This is a genomic window from Endozoicomonas sp. SESOKO3, from assembly GCF_024606255.1.
The window spans coordinates 11693-28045 of the sequence record NZ_JAHHPR010000206.1; the positions used below are offsets into that span (position 1 = coordinate 11693).

Sequence of the window (16353 nt, forward strand, 5' to 3'; positions counted from 1 at the left end):
TCAGGTTTCGATAAGTTCGCGGTAAAAAGTATTGCCCTTGATCAGCAGGTTGGACCTTTAGCTACAGGGTTTATGGAGGTCGCTGTGAACGCTATCAATAACTATTAGTAAAGAAAAATATTCTTCACGGCCAATGTGCCGATAACTGTTTTCAATACAATTTCGTAAATCAGGGAGATTTACGCCATGAGTCTGTTCAGCTCAGTGACGGGGATTTTCTTTAGGCCAGCCGTGCCAGAGGCTGAACCCAGAACCTTTGAGGAACTCGTTGACGCAGAAGGTCTGACATTTAATGATCTTACGCCACGGGAAAAGAAAATCCTGATGGACAGAAAGGGCGAGCTGGAGCTGGATAAACTCAGATCATTAAAACTCGAAGAGGCCGAGTGTGCTGAGCTTGAAGAGACGCATCGCACCAGACTTCAGAAAAGCTCGATCTGGAATGGCCGGAGAATCGCTGTCACCATCGCCAAGGGGACTGGGGTTATGGTCGTTGGGGCCTTTGCAGCGGGGGCTGCTTCTGTCTCTATTCCTGTCGCTGCCGGAGTAGCTGTGTGCACGGGAGTAGGCTATTTGTTTTATCTTCGAACTCATGCGGGTGAGCTGGAAACGCGTTCAAAGCAACTGACTGATTTTGTCGTTACACACGCACAACCCCAGAGAATTATTCGGGAACAGCTGGAGATCAGAGAGTCTGAACGTGCAGAGGCTCTGAACAGAACGCTCCATCAGACACAAGAAGAGCTGGCGTTGGAGAGACAGCGAAAAGCAGAGTTGGCCAGTCAGCTGTTTCCGGAAAAATCGGATCTGGCCTCAGGGCAAGAACACTTTCAGGAGATGCAGTATTTAATCGAACAACTCAGGTTTGCCGAGCAACGTCAAAAAGAGCTGGGCGATGAGTTAAGAGTACTGACAGAGCGGCACAAAAACGTTGATCTTGAGACACTGAGAGTGAATGAAGAAGTTGAACGATTGAGTGATGCTCTCAGGAACTGGCAAGATACTGAAAAAGGGGGAGAGCTTCAGCTTGCCCGTGAAAAGGTCATGGCCCTTGAAGGTGAAGCACGGACACTCACTGAAAAGATTAAAGAAAAAGATATTGAGCTTGAAAGGCTGAATCGGCAGAAGAGCCTTCAGGCCAACGATATTCAGGCACTGATTCTGCAAAATAAAGCCGTTGAGCGAGGCACTATTAAGCCATTGCAGAGAAAACTAAAGGTAGCCGAGCGAATGCTTGTCGATGCAGAAAACGCTCAGCAGGCGATTCAAAACCAGCTCTTCCAAACTCAGCAGACTGTCCGATCCCTGGAAGGAGAGGTCAAGACGGTTTCTGATGAAGCGGATACCCGCAGAGCTCATTTGGAAAGTGCTTTAGAAAGGGTTCAGTTTCTGGAGAATCAGTTAAGTCTTGCCATTCAGAATAAAGATAAAAACTTTCAGGAATATCTGGTTGTTATTAGTGAGCTAAATACTGTTCGAACGCAGCTTGTAAGCAGTCAGGAGTTACAAAAGGAGCTGGAAACCCAATTGGAGAATGATCAGGCGGCTCAGCACATTCAGGTAAGGCGACTGGGGGCAGATCTGGAGAAACTGCAAAAAGAGAAAGCCCTGTTGATCAATAGCTCGGAAAAGATCGCTTCTGAGAATCGGTTGTATCGGGAGCAGGTTGCTCTTCTCACCCGGGAAGAGCAGATGGTCAGGGCGCGTTGGGTAGAGGCACACCAGTCGACTCAGCGTCTGAAGAATGTTGAAAAAGAACTTAAGGCTCAGGGTGAACTGCTTGCAGAAACCAGAGTTCACTTACAGCATGAGGCTTCTTCCAGAAAAGTGCTGGAAGCGGAGCTCAATGGCTTTAAGCAGTGGGAAGCAAACGTTGCCAAAGAAAAAGCTTCGCTGGAGGCGCAGATCCAGCGTCTCAGGGATCAGAAAAAAACAGACCAGACTGAGCTCGTCAGGACAGCGCATCAGCTTGAAGAGAAAAAGTATGAGCTTAAATTGCTGCAAGAAAGTCATACCCGCCTTCAGGAGCATGTCAGTCAGGGTAAGCTTTCGAAACAGCAGTTGAGAACCGAACTGGATCGCGTGAGAGAAGAGATACTGAATAGAAACAGAGAGATCCGGGAAATTAGTGACCTTTTGCAGAAAACAAAAAGCGCCCTGGAAAGTTCAGAGCAGAAGGTTCTTGACCTCAAAGCAGAACAGGAGACCGTTCGCAGTCAAACCATGCAGGGGCCTGTCTCCAGTGCTATGACTCACGTGAATCAATTGACCGCTGATTTGGTGAATACCAGAGAGCAGCTAAAAAAGGTCGAAGAGCAAAAGTATAATCTGGAGCTACAGTTTCAGGGGCTCAGCAGTATGAATGAGAAGCTGCTGAAAGAAGCCGCTCAGTTTAATAACAAGCGGGGTCAGAAAAAAAGGGTCTGGCAACAGCAAATCAGGCAGGCTAAATATGAAGCTGAACAATGCCAGGCGCTTGCTAAACGATTCCAGCAAGAGTTGATCAGCAAGAACTCATCGGTTGATGAGATGAGTGAGAGGCTCAAGCAATTTGAAGAGGCGTTTGGTCAGGTTTCAGAAGAGTTAAACGTCAAAAAGCAGGAGGCAAATGCAGTCACCATTCAGCTTGAGTCGACCATGATAGAGTCTGAAGAACGAAGGCTAAAGCTGGAAGAGGTGGAACAGTCGAGGGCTAAACTGCAATTCAGGCTGGATTCCCTGACCGGCGAACTTGAAATGCTCAGATCAAAACCGAAAGGCGTTGATAAAGAAGTGCGCCAAAGAGTAGTTGATGAGCTTGCAAAAGCACAGGGCGAGGTTAAACAGCTACAGAGACTGCTGGGTGGCATTGACACCATTGAGGAAAAACTTCAGGCCGATGCTCAGGCATTGCCGAAGCTGAAAGATAAACTCAATGAGATTAATGAACAGCTGATGTTCCTCGAAGGGTCTCTGCAAAGGGTTCATGAATCGGTTCAAACTAAGGCTGAGGAGATTGCTCAGACCCTGTCACGGCTAAAGTCTGAATGGCAGGAGATGGCGGTCATGACTGGACAGGAAATGGTCGCTATCAAACGTCAGGTCGAACAGCTGCATGAGATGAGCTATCTACTGAAAGTCCGGGAGGTAGAGAGTCAGACCAGGACTCTGGAAACTCAAGTCAAGCTGGTAGAAGCTCTGAAAACGCTCAATGAGCTGCAAAAGGGCAGGGATTCTGAAGAGACTGACAAGTTGGCAGAAGAGTTGGTGGCTGCTGAAACCTTGCTGCAAGCATTAAGGGAGGAATCCGAAGAACTGTCACGAAGTCTCATGTCAATGCAGAATCATCCTGCTGTGCTGGTTGACGTTGATCCTGAAGACAGGGAGCTGGACCGACTGCGCAGTGAACTGTTGCTGGAGCAGCAAAAGTCAGAGGACTATGCCAGCCAGATCAGAGAGCTGAAAGTGCAGTTTGTGCGACAGAGTTCTGAAATGCAGCCGTCTGATACCCCTGATGAAGAGTATGCCCTGACAATTTTGGAAGTGGTTAAAAAGTACATTGCCCTTGATGAAAATGAAGCCCGTCCGGGCACAGGTCTTGAAACTCTGTTGACTGATCCTCTGGATTATATTTACCGCATTGATGATTCAGACGACAATGACCGGGACTGGGAGACCGAGCTGGCTGGCGAAGAAGCTCCTGAGAGCTGGCACCTGGCCCTGAAAGAAGAACAGCAACGCTCCAGAGCTTACTTCAAAGAGTTGATGGCCTTTCGGACTTATTTGGTTGCTGAACTGGGGTATCGTGGATTAAAAACAATGGCGCTGGAAGAGTGCAGGGTGGAGCTGGAAGGCATCATCAGTGATTATCTTGGAATATCGGAAGAGCTTAAAGAAATCTCTCTGACGAATTCACCCGTGACGACAACGATGCCTTCGTCATCGCGGGTGCCGCCCGATAGATTGCCAGACCTGGAGTGGGATAATTATGGTGATTTAAGGGGGTCTTCAGATTTGTCGGAGGATGCAGCTCATTCTGATGATGGTATGCAATACGAACCGACCCGGCCTGAAAGTTGGAGCAGCTTTGAGGATTATTATGAGAATGATGAGCTCGGGCAACAGAGACGTGAAGATCATGAACCAGAAATGAACGATCAGCAAGAGCTCAACCAGAAAGTGCTCTCTGTACTGGGTGAACTGGAGAACATTGACCATGAGCTTGCAGAGCTGGGTCAATCTGAGCAAATCGCGGCTTCTTCTATTGGTAAAGAGACTGGGACAGACAGCCGGCGAGCCAGACTGGAGGAAAGGAAAGCAGAACTGAGTGCCTGGCTCCTTCAGGAAGACGTTTACACAGTGATGCAAAAGTTTCGTTAGGAAACGGGCTGTGTACATCTGTTTGTTGAAATAACAACCCTGTTAGTCAAATCCTGAAAATAATCAGTCATAGTCCCCCGAAGGAATTCAATCAGTACTCCGGGGGAAGGATTATGGCCGAAAAATTACTCAAATCAACATTCGTATTGGTCATGCTGCTGGCAGCCGTTGTGTTGCCTGTGCCCGTGCTGGCTATTGATCCGGCCTTACTTGTGACCGGAGGAACGGCCCTTCTGGGGACGGGGCTTGGCGGGCTCTCCTATAGGCTTGGTCAATGGTTGTTCAGTCCGGATAACGGCAGTGACGATAACTCTGCTCCGTTAATAGTTGAACCGGTATCCTTTTTTAATCCCGGTGAGGACAAGCCTTATGAAGTCACTCTCAGGCTCCTTGAAAGTGATGATGGTGGCGGAGGCGGTGGCGATGGTGGAGAAGCCGGGCATGATGAGAAATCTGGATCAGAATCCAGAGATAATATCCCGCTGAGCCCTGAAAGCCCTGAAGGTTCTGAGAAGTCTGAAAAACATAATGAGGCTGTAAAAGGTGCTCAGGAAAAGTGGATGGTCATTAAGGTTGAGAAAGGGGCTGCCAGTCGTGCATTGCAGTCAACGATTAATGAGCCCCTGCCTGAAGTCGGAGAGGTGCTCTATCATCCGAGCCCCAGCGCTCAGGCGACATTAAATGCGACACGTCATCTGGAAATGGCTGCTACTCAGGCATTGTTCAACCAGATGAGTGATCTGCGCCAGATTATGGATTTCTACCGCAGCGGTCAGGCTTTTCTTCTTAATAGTGCCAGTTTGGATCAATACACGTTGAAAGCAGGCAATCAGACCATCACAGAGCAGTTGCAGAGTGATGGCGGCAGTCAGTGGCACAGCTTTGTGCAAACTTATGGCTCGAAATCCCATTATTCATCACTGCCTGGCCTGGAAGAAATGAACGCCAACAGTTACGGGCTGAATGCCGGGGTTTTTAGTCAGGCCACTGAAAATACCATTGTCGGCCTGATGTTTGGTATCCGTAAAACGTCAGCCGTTTTCCAACAGAAATTGGGCTCGGGCTCGGTAGAATCTGTACATTTTGGTCCGTTCATGTCTTGGCAGAGGGATCAATGGCAGTTTGATGGAGCCCTGACTGTTGCTACCAAACAATACAGCAGCCAGCGTAAGCGGGCCGGGGGTGATCGGCTGCGAGCTGATCGCTCAGGCATAGAGTGGAATGCTTACGGCGCCCTGGGTTATGACATCGACATGAATGACTGGCTCAATGGTCTTACCGTCACGCCAATGGTTGAGTTTCTTTACCATCATTCTGAGTCGGACAGCTTCAGAGAGAAAGGTCTGTCTGGTGAAGGAATGGCTGTGCGCGGGCAATCGTTTGACCAATGGGTTGTCCGGTTGGGCAGTGACTTTGTGTTACTGAATGAAATGGGGGATAAACCCTCAGCCCTGAAGCTCTCTGCGGGCTATCAGCAGCAGACTGTATTGAGTGAAAAGTCCAAATATACAGTCAATGACACTGAGGGGCACGGACAGTCAGAACATCTGTTTCAGGAGATCAACGACACGGGGTTGTATCTGAGTCTGGGCTACCATGGCGAAATGTCTGAGCAATCTGCTCTGAGCATGAATTATACGTTGATTCGATCCAGTCGTAGTATCAGTGACGGCCTTCAACTGGGTTATACACGATCTTTCTAGTCAATCAGTCTGACAGTGGCTTATTAGACGCTTTTCGTGCTCAGCCCGCTATGTCTGCGGGCTAATTTACCTGAGCAAGGTTAAATCACCTTTGAATAAAGGTTCTGCCGTTGTTGTGTCTGCTGTTTGAAATAACCATCAAACTGCATGCAGATGTTTCTGATCAGCATCTTGCCCCTGGGCTCGACTTTAATCCCCTGACCATTCAAAGAAACCAGCCCATCGTTGGCCATGGGTCTCAGTGCTTCCAGTGCATCAGAGAAATAGTCACTGAACTTGAGGTCATAACGTTCTTCGACTTCAGCAAAGTTCAGTTTGAAATGGCAGATCAGTTGGTTAATGACACTTTGACGAATCTCATCATCACGATTCATGGTCAAACCACGGTAGATCGGCAGGCGGGCTTCATTGATTGAGTTTTGATAAGCCTCCATGCTGACATGGTTTTGCGTATAAACACCGCCTACCTTACTGATAGAGGAAACGCCCATGGCAATCAGGTCGCAGTGACTGTGCGTGGTATAGCCCTGGAAGTTTCTGTGCAGGGTGCCTGTTTCCTGGGCGACGGCCAGCTCGTCATCGTTCAGGGCAAAGTGATCCATACCGATGAAGACATAGCCTCGCGCTACCAGCTTTTTGGTGGCCTGATGCAGAATGTCCAGCTTTTCCTCAGAAGAGGGCAGGTCGGCCTCGTTAATTCGTCTCTGTGGTTTGAAGCGATGTGGCAGGTGAGCGTAGTTAAACAATGACAGTCGGTCTGGTGCCATCCCGATCACACGGTTTACGGTACTCATGAAACCGTCAACGGTCTGATGAGGCAGGCCGTAGATCAAATCCATATGCACTGACCTGAAAGCCATCGTTCTGGCGGCATCCAGAACAGACTGAACCTGCTCTTCGGGTTGCACCCGATTGATGGCTTGCTGAACCTTCTCGTCAAGATCCTGTACGCCGATGCTGATACGGTTAAAGCCCTCGTCACGCAGACGGGACATCATGACCCAGTCCACCTCGCGGGGGTCCAGCTCAATGGAAAAGTCAGCATGACTTTGATAGCTGAAGTTAAAGACGGACCTTAGCTTGTCCATCACCGCAGAAATCTGGTCCGGGCTCAGAAACGTTGGAGTGCCACCACCAAAATGAAGCTGCTCTACTCTCTGATCCTGGCCGAACAGACTGGCTTGCATGTCGATCTCGCGAAACAGGTAGTCGAGGTACTCTTTGGCTTTGTAACGGTGCTTGGTGACTATCTTGTTGCAGCCACAGTAGTAGCAAACGTGGCTGCAGAAAGGTATGTGTATATAAAGGGACAGGGGATTATTGGTCGCACTGCTTCTCCGGGCGCTGGACTCATAGTGCCCGGGGTTAAACCCCTCCTGAAACTGAACGGCAGTGGGGTATGACGTATATCTTGGGCCACTGAGGTCGTATTTTTTGATCAGACCTGTATCCCATACGGGGGCTGTACTCATGTTAACTCTCGAATTGGTTACCGCTCATCTGGCTGGACGCTATTGATGACTATCCAGGTAAACAGCCGATTGACCGGTTCTTTTTATTAACAGTTTAAAGACTAAAAAGCCAAATGTATTTGACGTGTGTCAATAAGTAGGTGGCGCAATTCATTCCGGTTTCAATGCTTTCAGGTCGCCGGATTCCAGCGCGGGAACGGGTTGTCTCTTTGGCTGTGTATTCAGGAAAAAGGCGGTTAGAAATGCTAACCGGAATGTCATTAACAGGTTTTTGCAAGAAGGCTAAGGTCAATTTATAGCAAAGCAGGGAATTCGCTTCACTGGAAACCTGAGAGTTCATACAGCCAACCGGGAACTTTTAATGTCCGTTGCCTGTCTATAACTATAAATTATCACGGAGAATAGATTATGACTTACGGATTAACACCAACAACAGGTAGCGGTGCAACCAAAGCTGAATTTCATCCCCCGCAGAACACTTCAGCGGGGTCCGATAACTGTCCGGCGACAACATCGAACGGTCGACGTTTGGTTGAGGTTGAGCCTGCATCTAATACAAATAATACCAGCCCTGCAGGATCCTCTCCGCGCCAGCCTGTTTCATTTGATCAACGTACCTGTCAGTGGTTGGAAGCACTCCCAAGCTTTACAGGCCGGAATGCAACCGATGTAAATCAGGCTGCAAACACTGGCAAAGTTTTTGAACAAAACGGAAAAATCCCTGTTGAGTTTATTAAGGAAATGACCAACCTGCTGTTAGAGGAAGGAAGATTTGCGCTTGAAGAATTATCCCGATTAAAAGAAGAGGAAGATGCACTGTCATTTTTATTGACCCCCGAAGAGGTAGAAAACAAGGACGGCAGTAGCTTCAGCCTCAGTGAAGAGATAAATACAGCTGATTTTGAGGTTAGGGGCGTCCCGGTAAAAGATCTTGAGGAGTTTACACTGGAGCCAGACATTGAGCCAAAGGCAAAAACATTTTACTCATTTATGGAGGGGGAACAGGACAGTGTAAAAACATTCCTTGGATTTGGAATCCTGGAAAGTGGGCATCCATTCAAATTCGAAGAAGATTATAATTACAGTGAATTGGGTTCTGCAAACCCACCATGTATTACTATTGCACCTGACTGGAACAGTCTGATTGATAATTTAGATGATTATGATCTGAAAGAATTTCTGGAAAATATGAGTCAATACAATTCTAAATTGCTCGACGATTGGCTAAAAATCACCCCATCAGGCAGCCTTAATGATATACGTGATAAATTGAAAATTGTTTTAAGTCCCGATTTATTGGGTATGTTCTGTCAGCAGGTGATCAATAGGATCAATAATTGAGCCACCTGCTCAAAACGGGCTGTCGCCTGTCAAAAAATGTAGATCATCATGGAGGATATATTATGACTTACGGAGTAACACCAACAACAAGTAGTGCCGCAGCCAGAGTGGAATTTCAACCGCCGCAGTTTAGTGTAGCGGGATCCGCTAGCTGTTCGACAACAACATCGGGTGGTCGAAGTCTGGCTGGTGTAGTGCCCACAATTTATATAAGTCCGACAAGACTCGGTCCGTTCCAAGCGTATATTCCAACTTTTCAACGTCTTTGTGCGCCTTACGAAATCAGCTTTAACTTCATATGTCAGCCTGCAGGACGTGCAATCGAGTATCCAAGCAGCATGGACGGCAGAGATGTACCTCGTTTCGAGCCGTATCTTGATCAAATAATTCGAAATTCGGCCATGGCGGTCGGTGGATTAAATCAAGATTCATTTGTTTATGAGGATGAGCCGCAAAGGCCGCAGCCTGATGTTTTTGTGGCTGAGCCGGGAGGGCCGGGGCGTAATTATTATCAGTTATTGCAACAAGCAGCAGCACCGATTTCAAGGGGGAGGGGAGCAGCAAGAAAAGGCTGAAGCAGTCGTTGGCTATGACAAACAAAAAGCCTGAAGCCGATGGCAGGGCGCTTCGCAAGCCTTCTGAAAATCATCAGAATGGTGTTTAAAACTTGTTCCCACGCTGAGACCCAGAGGGCCTGAAAGCGTGGGAAATGAGTCAACCTCATCAATGACTACATTGAAAGAGCATTCACTTCCGCTCCGACAGCCTGTGATCAGTCTATGCTAGACAACCAATAATATTGGGTTCAACCGGGAGAGTGCGTTTTGTGGGTTATTGGCGTTTGCAGTCTTGTATTGCTTAAGGTGCTGTTCAGTGTTGTCACCTATTCCGGAGTGATTACCTGGGAAGAGATTCAGTCAGATTATATTGATACCCGTAGAAGTCCTGTCCAGCTGATGGCTTACCTGAGCTATCTGTCTCGATTGAAGCTGAGTGGGATATCGCCTGAAACGGCTGTGCTGGAGAATGTTTTCAACCTATCGAACCAAAGGGCGCTGGAGTGCAGTGATGGTCATTGTGTGCTGGAAAGCCAACTGGTATTTAACCGTTATCCCTACTGGCTGGAAGACGACGTAGTGCATCTGTTGTTGTTTATGTCCGGCAAGGACTGGCAGGAAAAGTCTTTGCAGGAAGAGTCAAACGGGTTGTTGAAGAAAAGTCTTGGCGAGTTAGTGTCAAGGTACTCTCTGGAATGGCGAATCTATGTGAATCCACCCCATAAACGATCAGTGGGACTCGCTCATGCACACATCTTCCTCAAAGGTGTGAACTCAGAAGAAATTGCTCATCAGGTCAAACGGGCTCTGATGTCTGGTAAAGCAGGGCATGAGCTCTGATAGCTCAGACAACCAGAAGCCTGGCTGATAATAGCGCTGGCCAAGGCGACATCGTATTGATGACGGCAGAACATTGAGGATGAAAATTGCTCCGTGACGAATCACCACCAGAAACTTTTCGACATTTGAGGCGAAGCAACGAATTTGCTGTTCCAGAAAGCTACGAAGTTTCTATGGGCAACCATGAACTTTAATGTCCTTTGACTGTCCAAAGGCGCAGGTAACCGAGAACTTTAATGTCTGTTGCCTGTTCAGAACCATAGATCTTCATAGAGGATATATTATGACTTACGGAGTAAAAACAACAATCAGCGCCGCAACCAGACCGGTATTTGAACCGTCACGGTATTGCGCAGCGAAGTCCAATACCATGCCCTCAACAAAAAGTGGTCGAAGCCTGCTGAAGATTGAGCTTGCACCTGATCTGAATCGAATAAATCACGAGCCGGTCCGTCCTTACGTTCCAGCTGTTCGACGTTATGGTCCATATTCACAGGCATTTTCAGGCATTACAGGCCAGGAAACAGCTAAAAGTCAGGCTGAAGCATCACCAATGGCTCTGACCAATAAAAAGCTCGATGCCATGAGAAGACTCTTTAACTAAAGCCACTGACATAGCAGCTGGTATCACTCATTGTTCGGTTGTTTCAGAGGCTTTCAGGCCAACAGATATCAAAAGAATGATATCTGTTGGCCTTGGGTTTTACGACACTGTTTGTCTATGTGCGTATTAAAAGAGAACTTGGCAAGATCGTTTACACCCGACCTTAGCCTGAAACTAAGTGGGCAGCAGAGTCAACTCACTTGAGTAGTGTCGGCAAGGGTTAACAGTGTTAGTTGTATTAGTCCAGAGACAATGATCTTCCCTCGATAAAATGGACACAGGTCTACAGCTAAGTTGTCGTGGCGCAGCTGGCCTTGCTCGGAATGTACATCATTTGGAGTTGACTTAACTTTGCGCTCATCAGCCACGAGCTGTCCCTCAAAATATTCCTCGCGCCAACGAGACTACATATAGGGATGAATGTCGAGTGCTTCAGCGACATCCTTCAACATTTTGTTGGGTCTAATGGTCATTCTAACAGCCGACACTTTAAATTCGTTGGTGTATTGGAGAGTTTTTTTCACAGTTTTATAAGCAGGCACGTGATTACCGTTTCAGTTGGATTTGAGTGTCCACTAAAACGGGGGAGGTTCACAATCGACTGGATTTTGTTATTAGGCGGCGTGGCTTATTTCTTGAGGTGGTTCACGATAATGGTGAGAGTGTCTTCTATTTTGTCGAAGCGTTCACGAGTTTCTTGTTTGAACTGGTCAAAGTGTTTTTCTTGCTGGTCAAAGCGTTCGTCAATCTTGACAAAGCGTTCGTCAATTTGGGCAAAGCGTTTTTCTTGTTGGTCAAAACGTTTGTCTATACGAGCGAACCCTTGGTGCATTTCAGCACGGGTTTTGCTGGCGTAGCTGACAATACCCGTCAGGGTGTCTCGAATATGGTCAAGCTCTGTTTCGTTCGGTTGTTCAGCGTTTAAGCTCATGTTGTACTCCTGTCAAATGAGTGAGAAAGACAGCTTAGCAGACTTTGAGAAAGGGTGCAGAGAAACTTAACATGGGGATATACAGCATACGCGGCATAATATCATTAACAACCGAATCAAGAAGGATACTATCATGTCTGGGAAAGCAACTCCTGGAGAAATCGCAAAGGCCGATCATGGCATCCTCATGGCCAAGTCTCATACGACATTGTTGCTATCTAATCAAACGGTTTAATTGGTAAAGAAAGCGACTTTCTTTTCAAAGTTGATGGGTTTATTCAAAAATCGACATGAAGAGAGTGCATAAAACAAAATGCTTTCTGATTCATTTTGAGATGGATTATTAAAAGATGAGAATGCTGGTTCTCACCTCAATAAATCCGGAATCAGTTGTTATTTGTCCAGTTCACAATAATGTTATTTGTCATACCAAACGGTACTGGCGAAATGTTACCGCTATCTGGAGCTCTGTTGGCTCAGACACCTACATAGAATGGCCGCCATGTCCGATTGAGAGTATGGACATGACCCATACCTGATGTGGACCGGGAATACTGTAAAGGCCAAAGAGAATCATCATAATGCCGGCAATGTTGCGGGTCATGCTGGCTTGAATAACAGACGTCAGTTGCCTTGCAAATATTCCGGTCAGAAACACAGAGGGCAAGGTGCCCAGCCCAAAAGCGGCCATTAACAAGGCAGATTGGGTCGGGTTGTTCTGAGTGGCGGACCAGATGAGCGTGCTGTAAACCAGTCCACAGGGAAGCCAGCCCCATAAGGCACCCAGGGTCAGGGCATCAGGCGTGCTGCGAATGGGCAGAAGTTTGCTGGCGAGCGGTTGAATGTGTTTCCAGAGGTGTTGTCCCAGCTTTTCCATTTTCATCAGGCCTTTCCACCAGCCGGTGATGTAAAGACCCATGGCGATCAGCATTCCGCTAGCAATGATTCGAAGCGAGGATTGCATGGCTTCACTGGCATCCCCGAGAAACCAGCCCACTAATCCAAACAGCAGGCCCGCCAAGGCATAACTGCTGATTCGGCCTATGTGATAAGTCAGCATTAACCAGCTGGTTTCAGCTTTTGAGCGTCCTCTGAGTGACAGGCTGAGGGCTGAGGTGATACCTCCGCACATGCCAATGCAGTGAGTGCTGCCCAGCAAGCCAAGGGTGGTTGCGGCTAGTAGAGTTGGCGCTTCCGTCATAGCTATCTATCTGCTCAAGGCTGTTCATCTGCTCAGGGCTGTTAATCTGCTCAGAGCTGTTCCCAATCAGTCTTTTTTGGTTGGACGACTGACTTTTGGCTGGTCGTCGTCAAACAGAATGTTGTGGGCGGGTCCTTCCAGATCATCAAACTGGTCATTATCTACTGCCCATAGAAATATCCCTACAGCAAGGGCAATCAGCAATACGGCTATTGGTATAAGAATGATCAGGCTTTCCATAGGGGTACTATACCTTTACAGCAACTTGCAGGTTATCCGCATTTTCACTGCCATTATTCTGGCTTGCCAGTTGTTCTTCCCGGGAAGCAGGCTTTTTATCTCTGTTGAGTCGCAGGGCGTTGCCCACCACCAGCAGAGAACTTAATGCCATGCCAATCGCAGCCATCCAGGGGGCAATCATAGCTGCTGCTGCCAGTGGCAGGGCGGTTATATTGTAACCCAATGACCAGGCCAGATTCTGACGAATGATCTTGCGGGTACGTCTGACCAGATCAAAGGCGTCTATCAAACGACCAAGGTCGTCGGACAGAAGTACGGCGTCGGCACTGGTCTTGGCCAGGTCTGAAGCATTACCCATAGCCAGAGAGACGTCTGCACCGGCCAGCACCGGTACATCATTAATGCCATCACCCACCATCAGAACATGCTCGCCGTCAGCCTGTCGCTGGCGAATAAACATCAGTTTGTCGTCCGGACTGGCCTGAGAGTGCCATTGTTCAATGGCTAACTGTTGGGAGACTGATGCTACCACCGGTTCCTGATCACCACTGAGCAGCGTCACCTTGAAACCGGAATCTTTTAACCGACGAATGACGTGGGCCGCTTCTGGCCTGAGGCTGTCAGTTAGTTTGAACCAACACAGTGGCAAGTCATTCTCAGACATGAGTAGCCATTGTCCTTCCTGCTTCGGGCGTGCAGGTATATTTGTTTGACAGCAGAAATCGGGACGGCCCATTTTGTAATGGTTGGCACCGATTCTCGCTTCGATGCCCCGACCGGTATGACTGACCACTTCTTCAGCCCTGAGGTCAGTCGCGACTGCAAAAGCCCTGGCAATGGGATGTTCCGAATGCGCTTCAATGGCTGAGGCAATGGCAAGCAGCTTGGACTCAGAGTGATGGCAGCCAGCAACAGGATAAGTGCCTTCCAGTTTTAAACGACCTTGGGTCAAAGTGCCGGTTTTATCAAAAACAATGTGGGTGATTTTGCCCAGACCTTCGAGAACATGACCCCGGGTGACCAGGAATCCCAGTTTATGCAGATAGCCTGTCGCTGCCGTCAGAGCTGTTGGCGTTGCCAGAGAGAGGGCACAGGGGCAGGTTACTACCAGTACGGACAGGGTGATCCAGAACGCATCTTCTGCCACGACACCCGACCAGTACCAGTAAACGACAGTTGCTGTCACCAGAACAGAAGCCACAAAGTAACCGGCAACACGATCTGCCAGTCGGGCAATGGCAGGTTTGTCCTGTTGGGCATGTTTTAGCAGTTTGAGAATCGCAGACATCCGGGTTTCTTCACCTACATGGGTGATTTCAAGCTCAAGGGCGTTGTCGATATTGAGACTGCCGCCCATCACTGACTCGCCTATGCTGCGGGCTATTGGCAGATATTCGCCTGTCAGCATGGATTCATCGACACTACTACTCCCTCGCAATATAACAGCATCAGCGGGAATGGAATCACCGGGTAATACCCGTACATGGTCTTTGGGTTTCAGATCAATGATCGGGACTCGAACATACTCTTTACCCTCTTTTTTCAGGCAGCTGGAGGGCAGCAGGTTGCTTAGGGCCCGGGCTGCACGAGAGGTTGAATGTCTCGCACGAAGCTCCAGATAACGACCGGACAACAGGAAGAAAGTAAACATAGATACCGAGTCAAAATAAACTTCACCACTTCCGTTAACGGTTGCCCAGAGGCTGGCAACATAGGCTCCACCAATGGCAATGGAGACCGGCACATCCATGCTGAGATGGCGGGTTCGGAAATCTCGCAGGGCTGCTTTGAAAAAAGGTGCCGCTGAGTAGAGTATGACCGGAGTGGCCACCAGAGCACTGACATACCGGATCAGATCCCGATAGGGGGCCGTCATGTCGTTACTGATCGCTCCGGAGTAGAGCGCGATGGCATACATCATGACCTGCATGGTGCCAATACCGGCAATGGCGAGGCGTCGTATGAATACGCGGTTCTCTTGCTTGAGCATGGCTTCCTGGCGATCAGCGCGCCAGGGGTAGGCTTTATAACCAATCTGATGAATGGCGATCAGAATATCGCTGAGTGGTGTCTGTGCGTTATTCCAGCTGATCTGGGCTTCATGAGTACTCAGGTTAACAGAGACTTTTTCGACACCTTCGATCAGACTAATATGATTCTCCAACAACCAGACACAGGCAGCACAGGTGATGCCCTCTATCAACAGGCTGGCCTGTCTTTCGGACTCACCGTTGCTGATCACAAAGTCCTGCTGAATATCATTCCGGTCGTAAAGCCGGAGTTCTTCTTCCAGCCGCTGGCTGAGCGTATTGGCCTGCAGACCGGGGTCGGTGCGGTGCTGGTAATAGCTGTCCAGTCCGCCGGCAATGATGGCTTCAGTCACCATCTTGCAGCCCGGGCAACACATGGGCTGCTGAACACCTTCAACCGTCGCCGTGTAAGGGGGTGTCCCTTCGATAGGCAGGTGACAATGGAAACAGTAGCAATTTTCAGAATGTTTACTCATCCACTCAGCCCAAAATGCTTCAAGGTTTAGAGCTACCGCGCGGCAGCAGCTCGCTGGCAACACCGGCTTTCAGCACCAGGGGCTGATTCAGGCGCCAGCCTGTTTCGTAACCGACTTCAGGAATAAGTTCGTCCAGAGTTTCCAACTGGACATAGGTTTTTCCCTCGACCGCTTCATCAATCTGACCCACATATATCTGGGTGGACTCGTCACCGGAGATAGAACGGTTAACCATGATGACTTTGTCCTGGTCGGCGAATACTGGAGAAAGCAGGCTGAGCTTTAATTGTTGTGGCCATTCGCTGAGGTTGCCGTTTACGGTGATTCGAACCTCACCTGTCAGATCGTCGATCAGCAAGTTGGCCCGAATTCCAAGGTCATTGGCGTTGTGATCACGGGTAAGATCTTCATTGATCTGTTTACCTGTTTTGTAATAGTCATCGACCACCACACTGTCCTGAATCTTGAACGCATAGTAAGTCCGGTAACTGCCCCAAACAAAGGTGACCGCCAGTACTCCCAGAATTCCCCATACCCAGGGCTCCTGGTACCAACGGGTGACGGGTTCATTCTTCACAAGGCTCATAATCGTTACTACC

Annotated in this window: 12 protein-coding genes; 6 read left to right on the top strand and 6 right to left on the bottom strand. The window is 48.6% G+C overall.

Annotation, left to right across the window (positions count from 1 at the left end; translation table 11 throughout):
* The first annotated feature begins 186 nt into the window (after nt 1-186).
* Together KDK18_RS03555 and KDK18_RS03560 are read left to right on the top strand one after the other, a co-directional pair.
* On the top strand, nt 187-4359 hold the full coding sequence (locus KDK18_RS03555) for a hypothetical protein (protein ID WP_257253261.1): 4173 nt from the start codon (nt 187-189) through the stop codon (nt 4357-4359).
* Nucleotides 4360-4472: 113 nt separating this feature from the next.
* Nucleotides 4473-6062: an autotransporter domain-containing protein gene (locus KDK18_RS03560; RefSeq protein ID WP_257253262.1), complete on the top strand. Its 1590-nt coding sequence runs from the start codon at nt 4473-4475 to the stop codon at nt 6060-6062.
* Nucleotides 6063-6142: 80 nt separating this feature from the next.
* Here KDK18_RS03560 and hemN read toward each other — a convergent pair whose 3' ends face one another.
* Entirely contained in the window at nt 6143-7534 is a 1392-nt protein-coding gene (hemN, locus tag KDK18_RS03565; RefSeq protein WP_257253263.1) for an oxygen-independent coproporphyrinogen III oxidase, read from the bottom strand.
* 408 nt (nt 7535-7942) lie between these two features.
* Here hemN and KDK18_RS03570 point away from each other — a divergent pair, with 408 nt between their 5' ends.
* The 4 genes from KDK18_RS03570 to KDK18_RS03585 all read left to right on the top strand — a co-directional run bounded on the left by KDK18_RS03570 (nt 7943) and on the right by KDK18_RS03585 (nt 10876).
* Entirely contained in the window at nt 7943-8875 is a 933-nt protein-coding gene (locus KDK18_RS03570) for a hypothetical protein (RefSeq protein ID WP_257253264.1), read from the top strand.
* A 62-nt stretch (nt 8876-8937) separates the two neighbouring features.
* A complete protein-coding gene (locus tag KDK18_RS03575; RefSeq protein ID WP_257253265.1) occupies nt 8938-9450 on the top strand; it encodes a hypothetical protein in 513 nt (170 codons plus the stop codon).
* Nucleotides 9451-9699: 249 nt separating this feature from the next.
* Nucleotides 9700-10272, top strand: coding sequence for a GIG1 family protein (locus tag KDK18_RS03580; protein ID WP_257253266.1), 573 nt, complete (start codon nt 9700-9702; stop codon nt 10270-10272).
* 283 nt (nt 10273-10555) lie between these two features.
* Nucleotides 10556-10876: a hypothetical protein gene (locus tag KDK18_RS03585; RefSeq protein ID WP_257253267.1), complete on the top strand. Its 321-nt coding sequence runs from the start codon at nt 10556-10558 to the stop codon at nt 10874-10876.
* Between the two features lie 628 nt (nt 10877-11504).
* Here the strand turns inward: KDK18_RS03585 and KDK18_RS03590 are convergent.
* From KDK18_RS03590 to KDK18_RS03610, 5 genes are all read right to left on the bottom strand, one after another.
* Nucleotides 11505-11807 (bottom strand): hypothetical protein, encoded by a 303-nt coding sequence (locus KDK18_RS03590; RefSeq protein WP_257253269.1) that lies wholly within the window; start codon nt 11805-11807, stop codon nt 11505-11507.
* Nucleotides 11808-12291: 484 nt separating this feature from the next.
* Nucleotides 12292-13008: a sulfite exporter TauE/SafE family protein gene (locus tag KDK18_RS03595; RefSeq protein WP_257253270.1), complete on the bottom strand. Its 717-nt coding sequence runs from the start codon at nt 13006-13008 to the stop codon at nt 12292-12294.
* 66 nt (nt 13009-13074) lie between these two features.
* Nucleotides 13075-13248: a cbb3-type cytochrome oxidase assembly protein CcoS gene (gene ccoS / locus KDK18_RS03600; RefSeq protein WP_257253271.1), complete on the bottom strand. Its 174-nt coding sequence runs from the start codon at nt 13246-13248 to the stop codon at nt 13075-13077.
* 7 nt (nt 13249-13255) lie between these two features.
* Nucleotides 13256-15754 carry a heavy metal translocating P-type ATPase gene (locus KDK18_RS03605; protein WP_257253273.1) on the bottom strand — a complete coding sequence of 833 codons (2499 nt, stop codon included), beginning with the start codon at nt 15752-15754 and terminating at the stop codon, nt 13256-13258.
* 19 nt (nt 15755-15773) lie between these two features.
* Nucleotides 15774-16340, bottom strand: a complete 567-nt coding sequence (locus KDK18_RS03610; RefSeq protein WP_257253274.1) for a FixH family protein — start codon at nt 16338-16340, stop codon at nt 15774-15776.
* Nucleotides 16341-16353: the final 13 nt, after the last annotated feature.

Excerpts from the sequence above, each read along its gene's own strand:
- KDK18_RS03555 (WP_257253261.1), top strand. The coding sequence starts at position 187 with ATGAGTCTGTTCAGCTCAGTGACGGGGATTTTCTTTAGGCCAGCCGTG.
- KDK18_RS03560 (WP_257253262.1), top strand. The coding sequence starts at position 4,473 with ATGGCCGAAAAATTACTCAAATCAACATTCGTATTGGTCATGCTGCTG.
- hemN (WP_257253263.1), bottom strand. The coding sequence starts at position 7,534 with ATGAGTACAGCCCCCGTATGGGATACAGGTCTGATCAAAAAATACGAC.
- KDK18_RS03570 (WP_257253264.1), top strand. The coding sequence starts at position 7,943 with ATGACTTACGGATTAACACCAACAACAGGTAGCGGTGCAACCAAAGCT.
- KDK18_RS03575 (WP_257253265.1), top strand. The coding sequence starts at position 8,938 with ATGACTTACGGAGTAACACCAACAACAAGTAGTGCCGCAGCCAGAGTG.
- KDK18_RS03585 (WP_257253267.1), top strand. The coding sequence starts at position 10,556 with ATGACTTACGGAGTAAAAACAACAATCAGCGCCGCAACCAGACCGGTA.
- KDK18_RS03590 (WP_257253269.1), bottom strand. The coding sequence starts at position 11,807 with ATGAGCTTAAACGCTGAACAACCGAACGAAACAGAGCTTGACCATATT.
- KDK18_RS03595 (WP_257253270.1), bottom strand. The coding sequence starts at position 13,008 with ATGACGGAAGCGCCAACTCTACTAGCCGCAACCACCCTTGGCTTGCTG.
- ccoS (WP_257253271.1), bottom strand. The coding sequence starts at position 13,248 with ATGGAAAGCCTGATCATTCTTATACCAATAGCCGTATTGCTGATTGCC.
- KDK18_RS03605 (WP_257253273.1), bottom strand. The coding sequence starts at position 15,754 with ATGAGTAAACATTCTGAAAATTGCTACTGTTTCCATTGTCACCTGCCT.
- KDK18_RS03610 (WP_257253274.1), bottom strand. The coding sequence starts at position 16,340 with ATGAGCCTTGTGAAGAATGAACCCGTCACCCGTTGGTACCAGGAGCCC.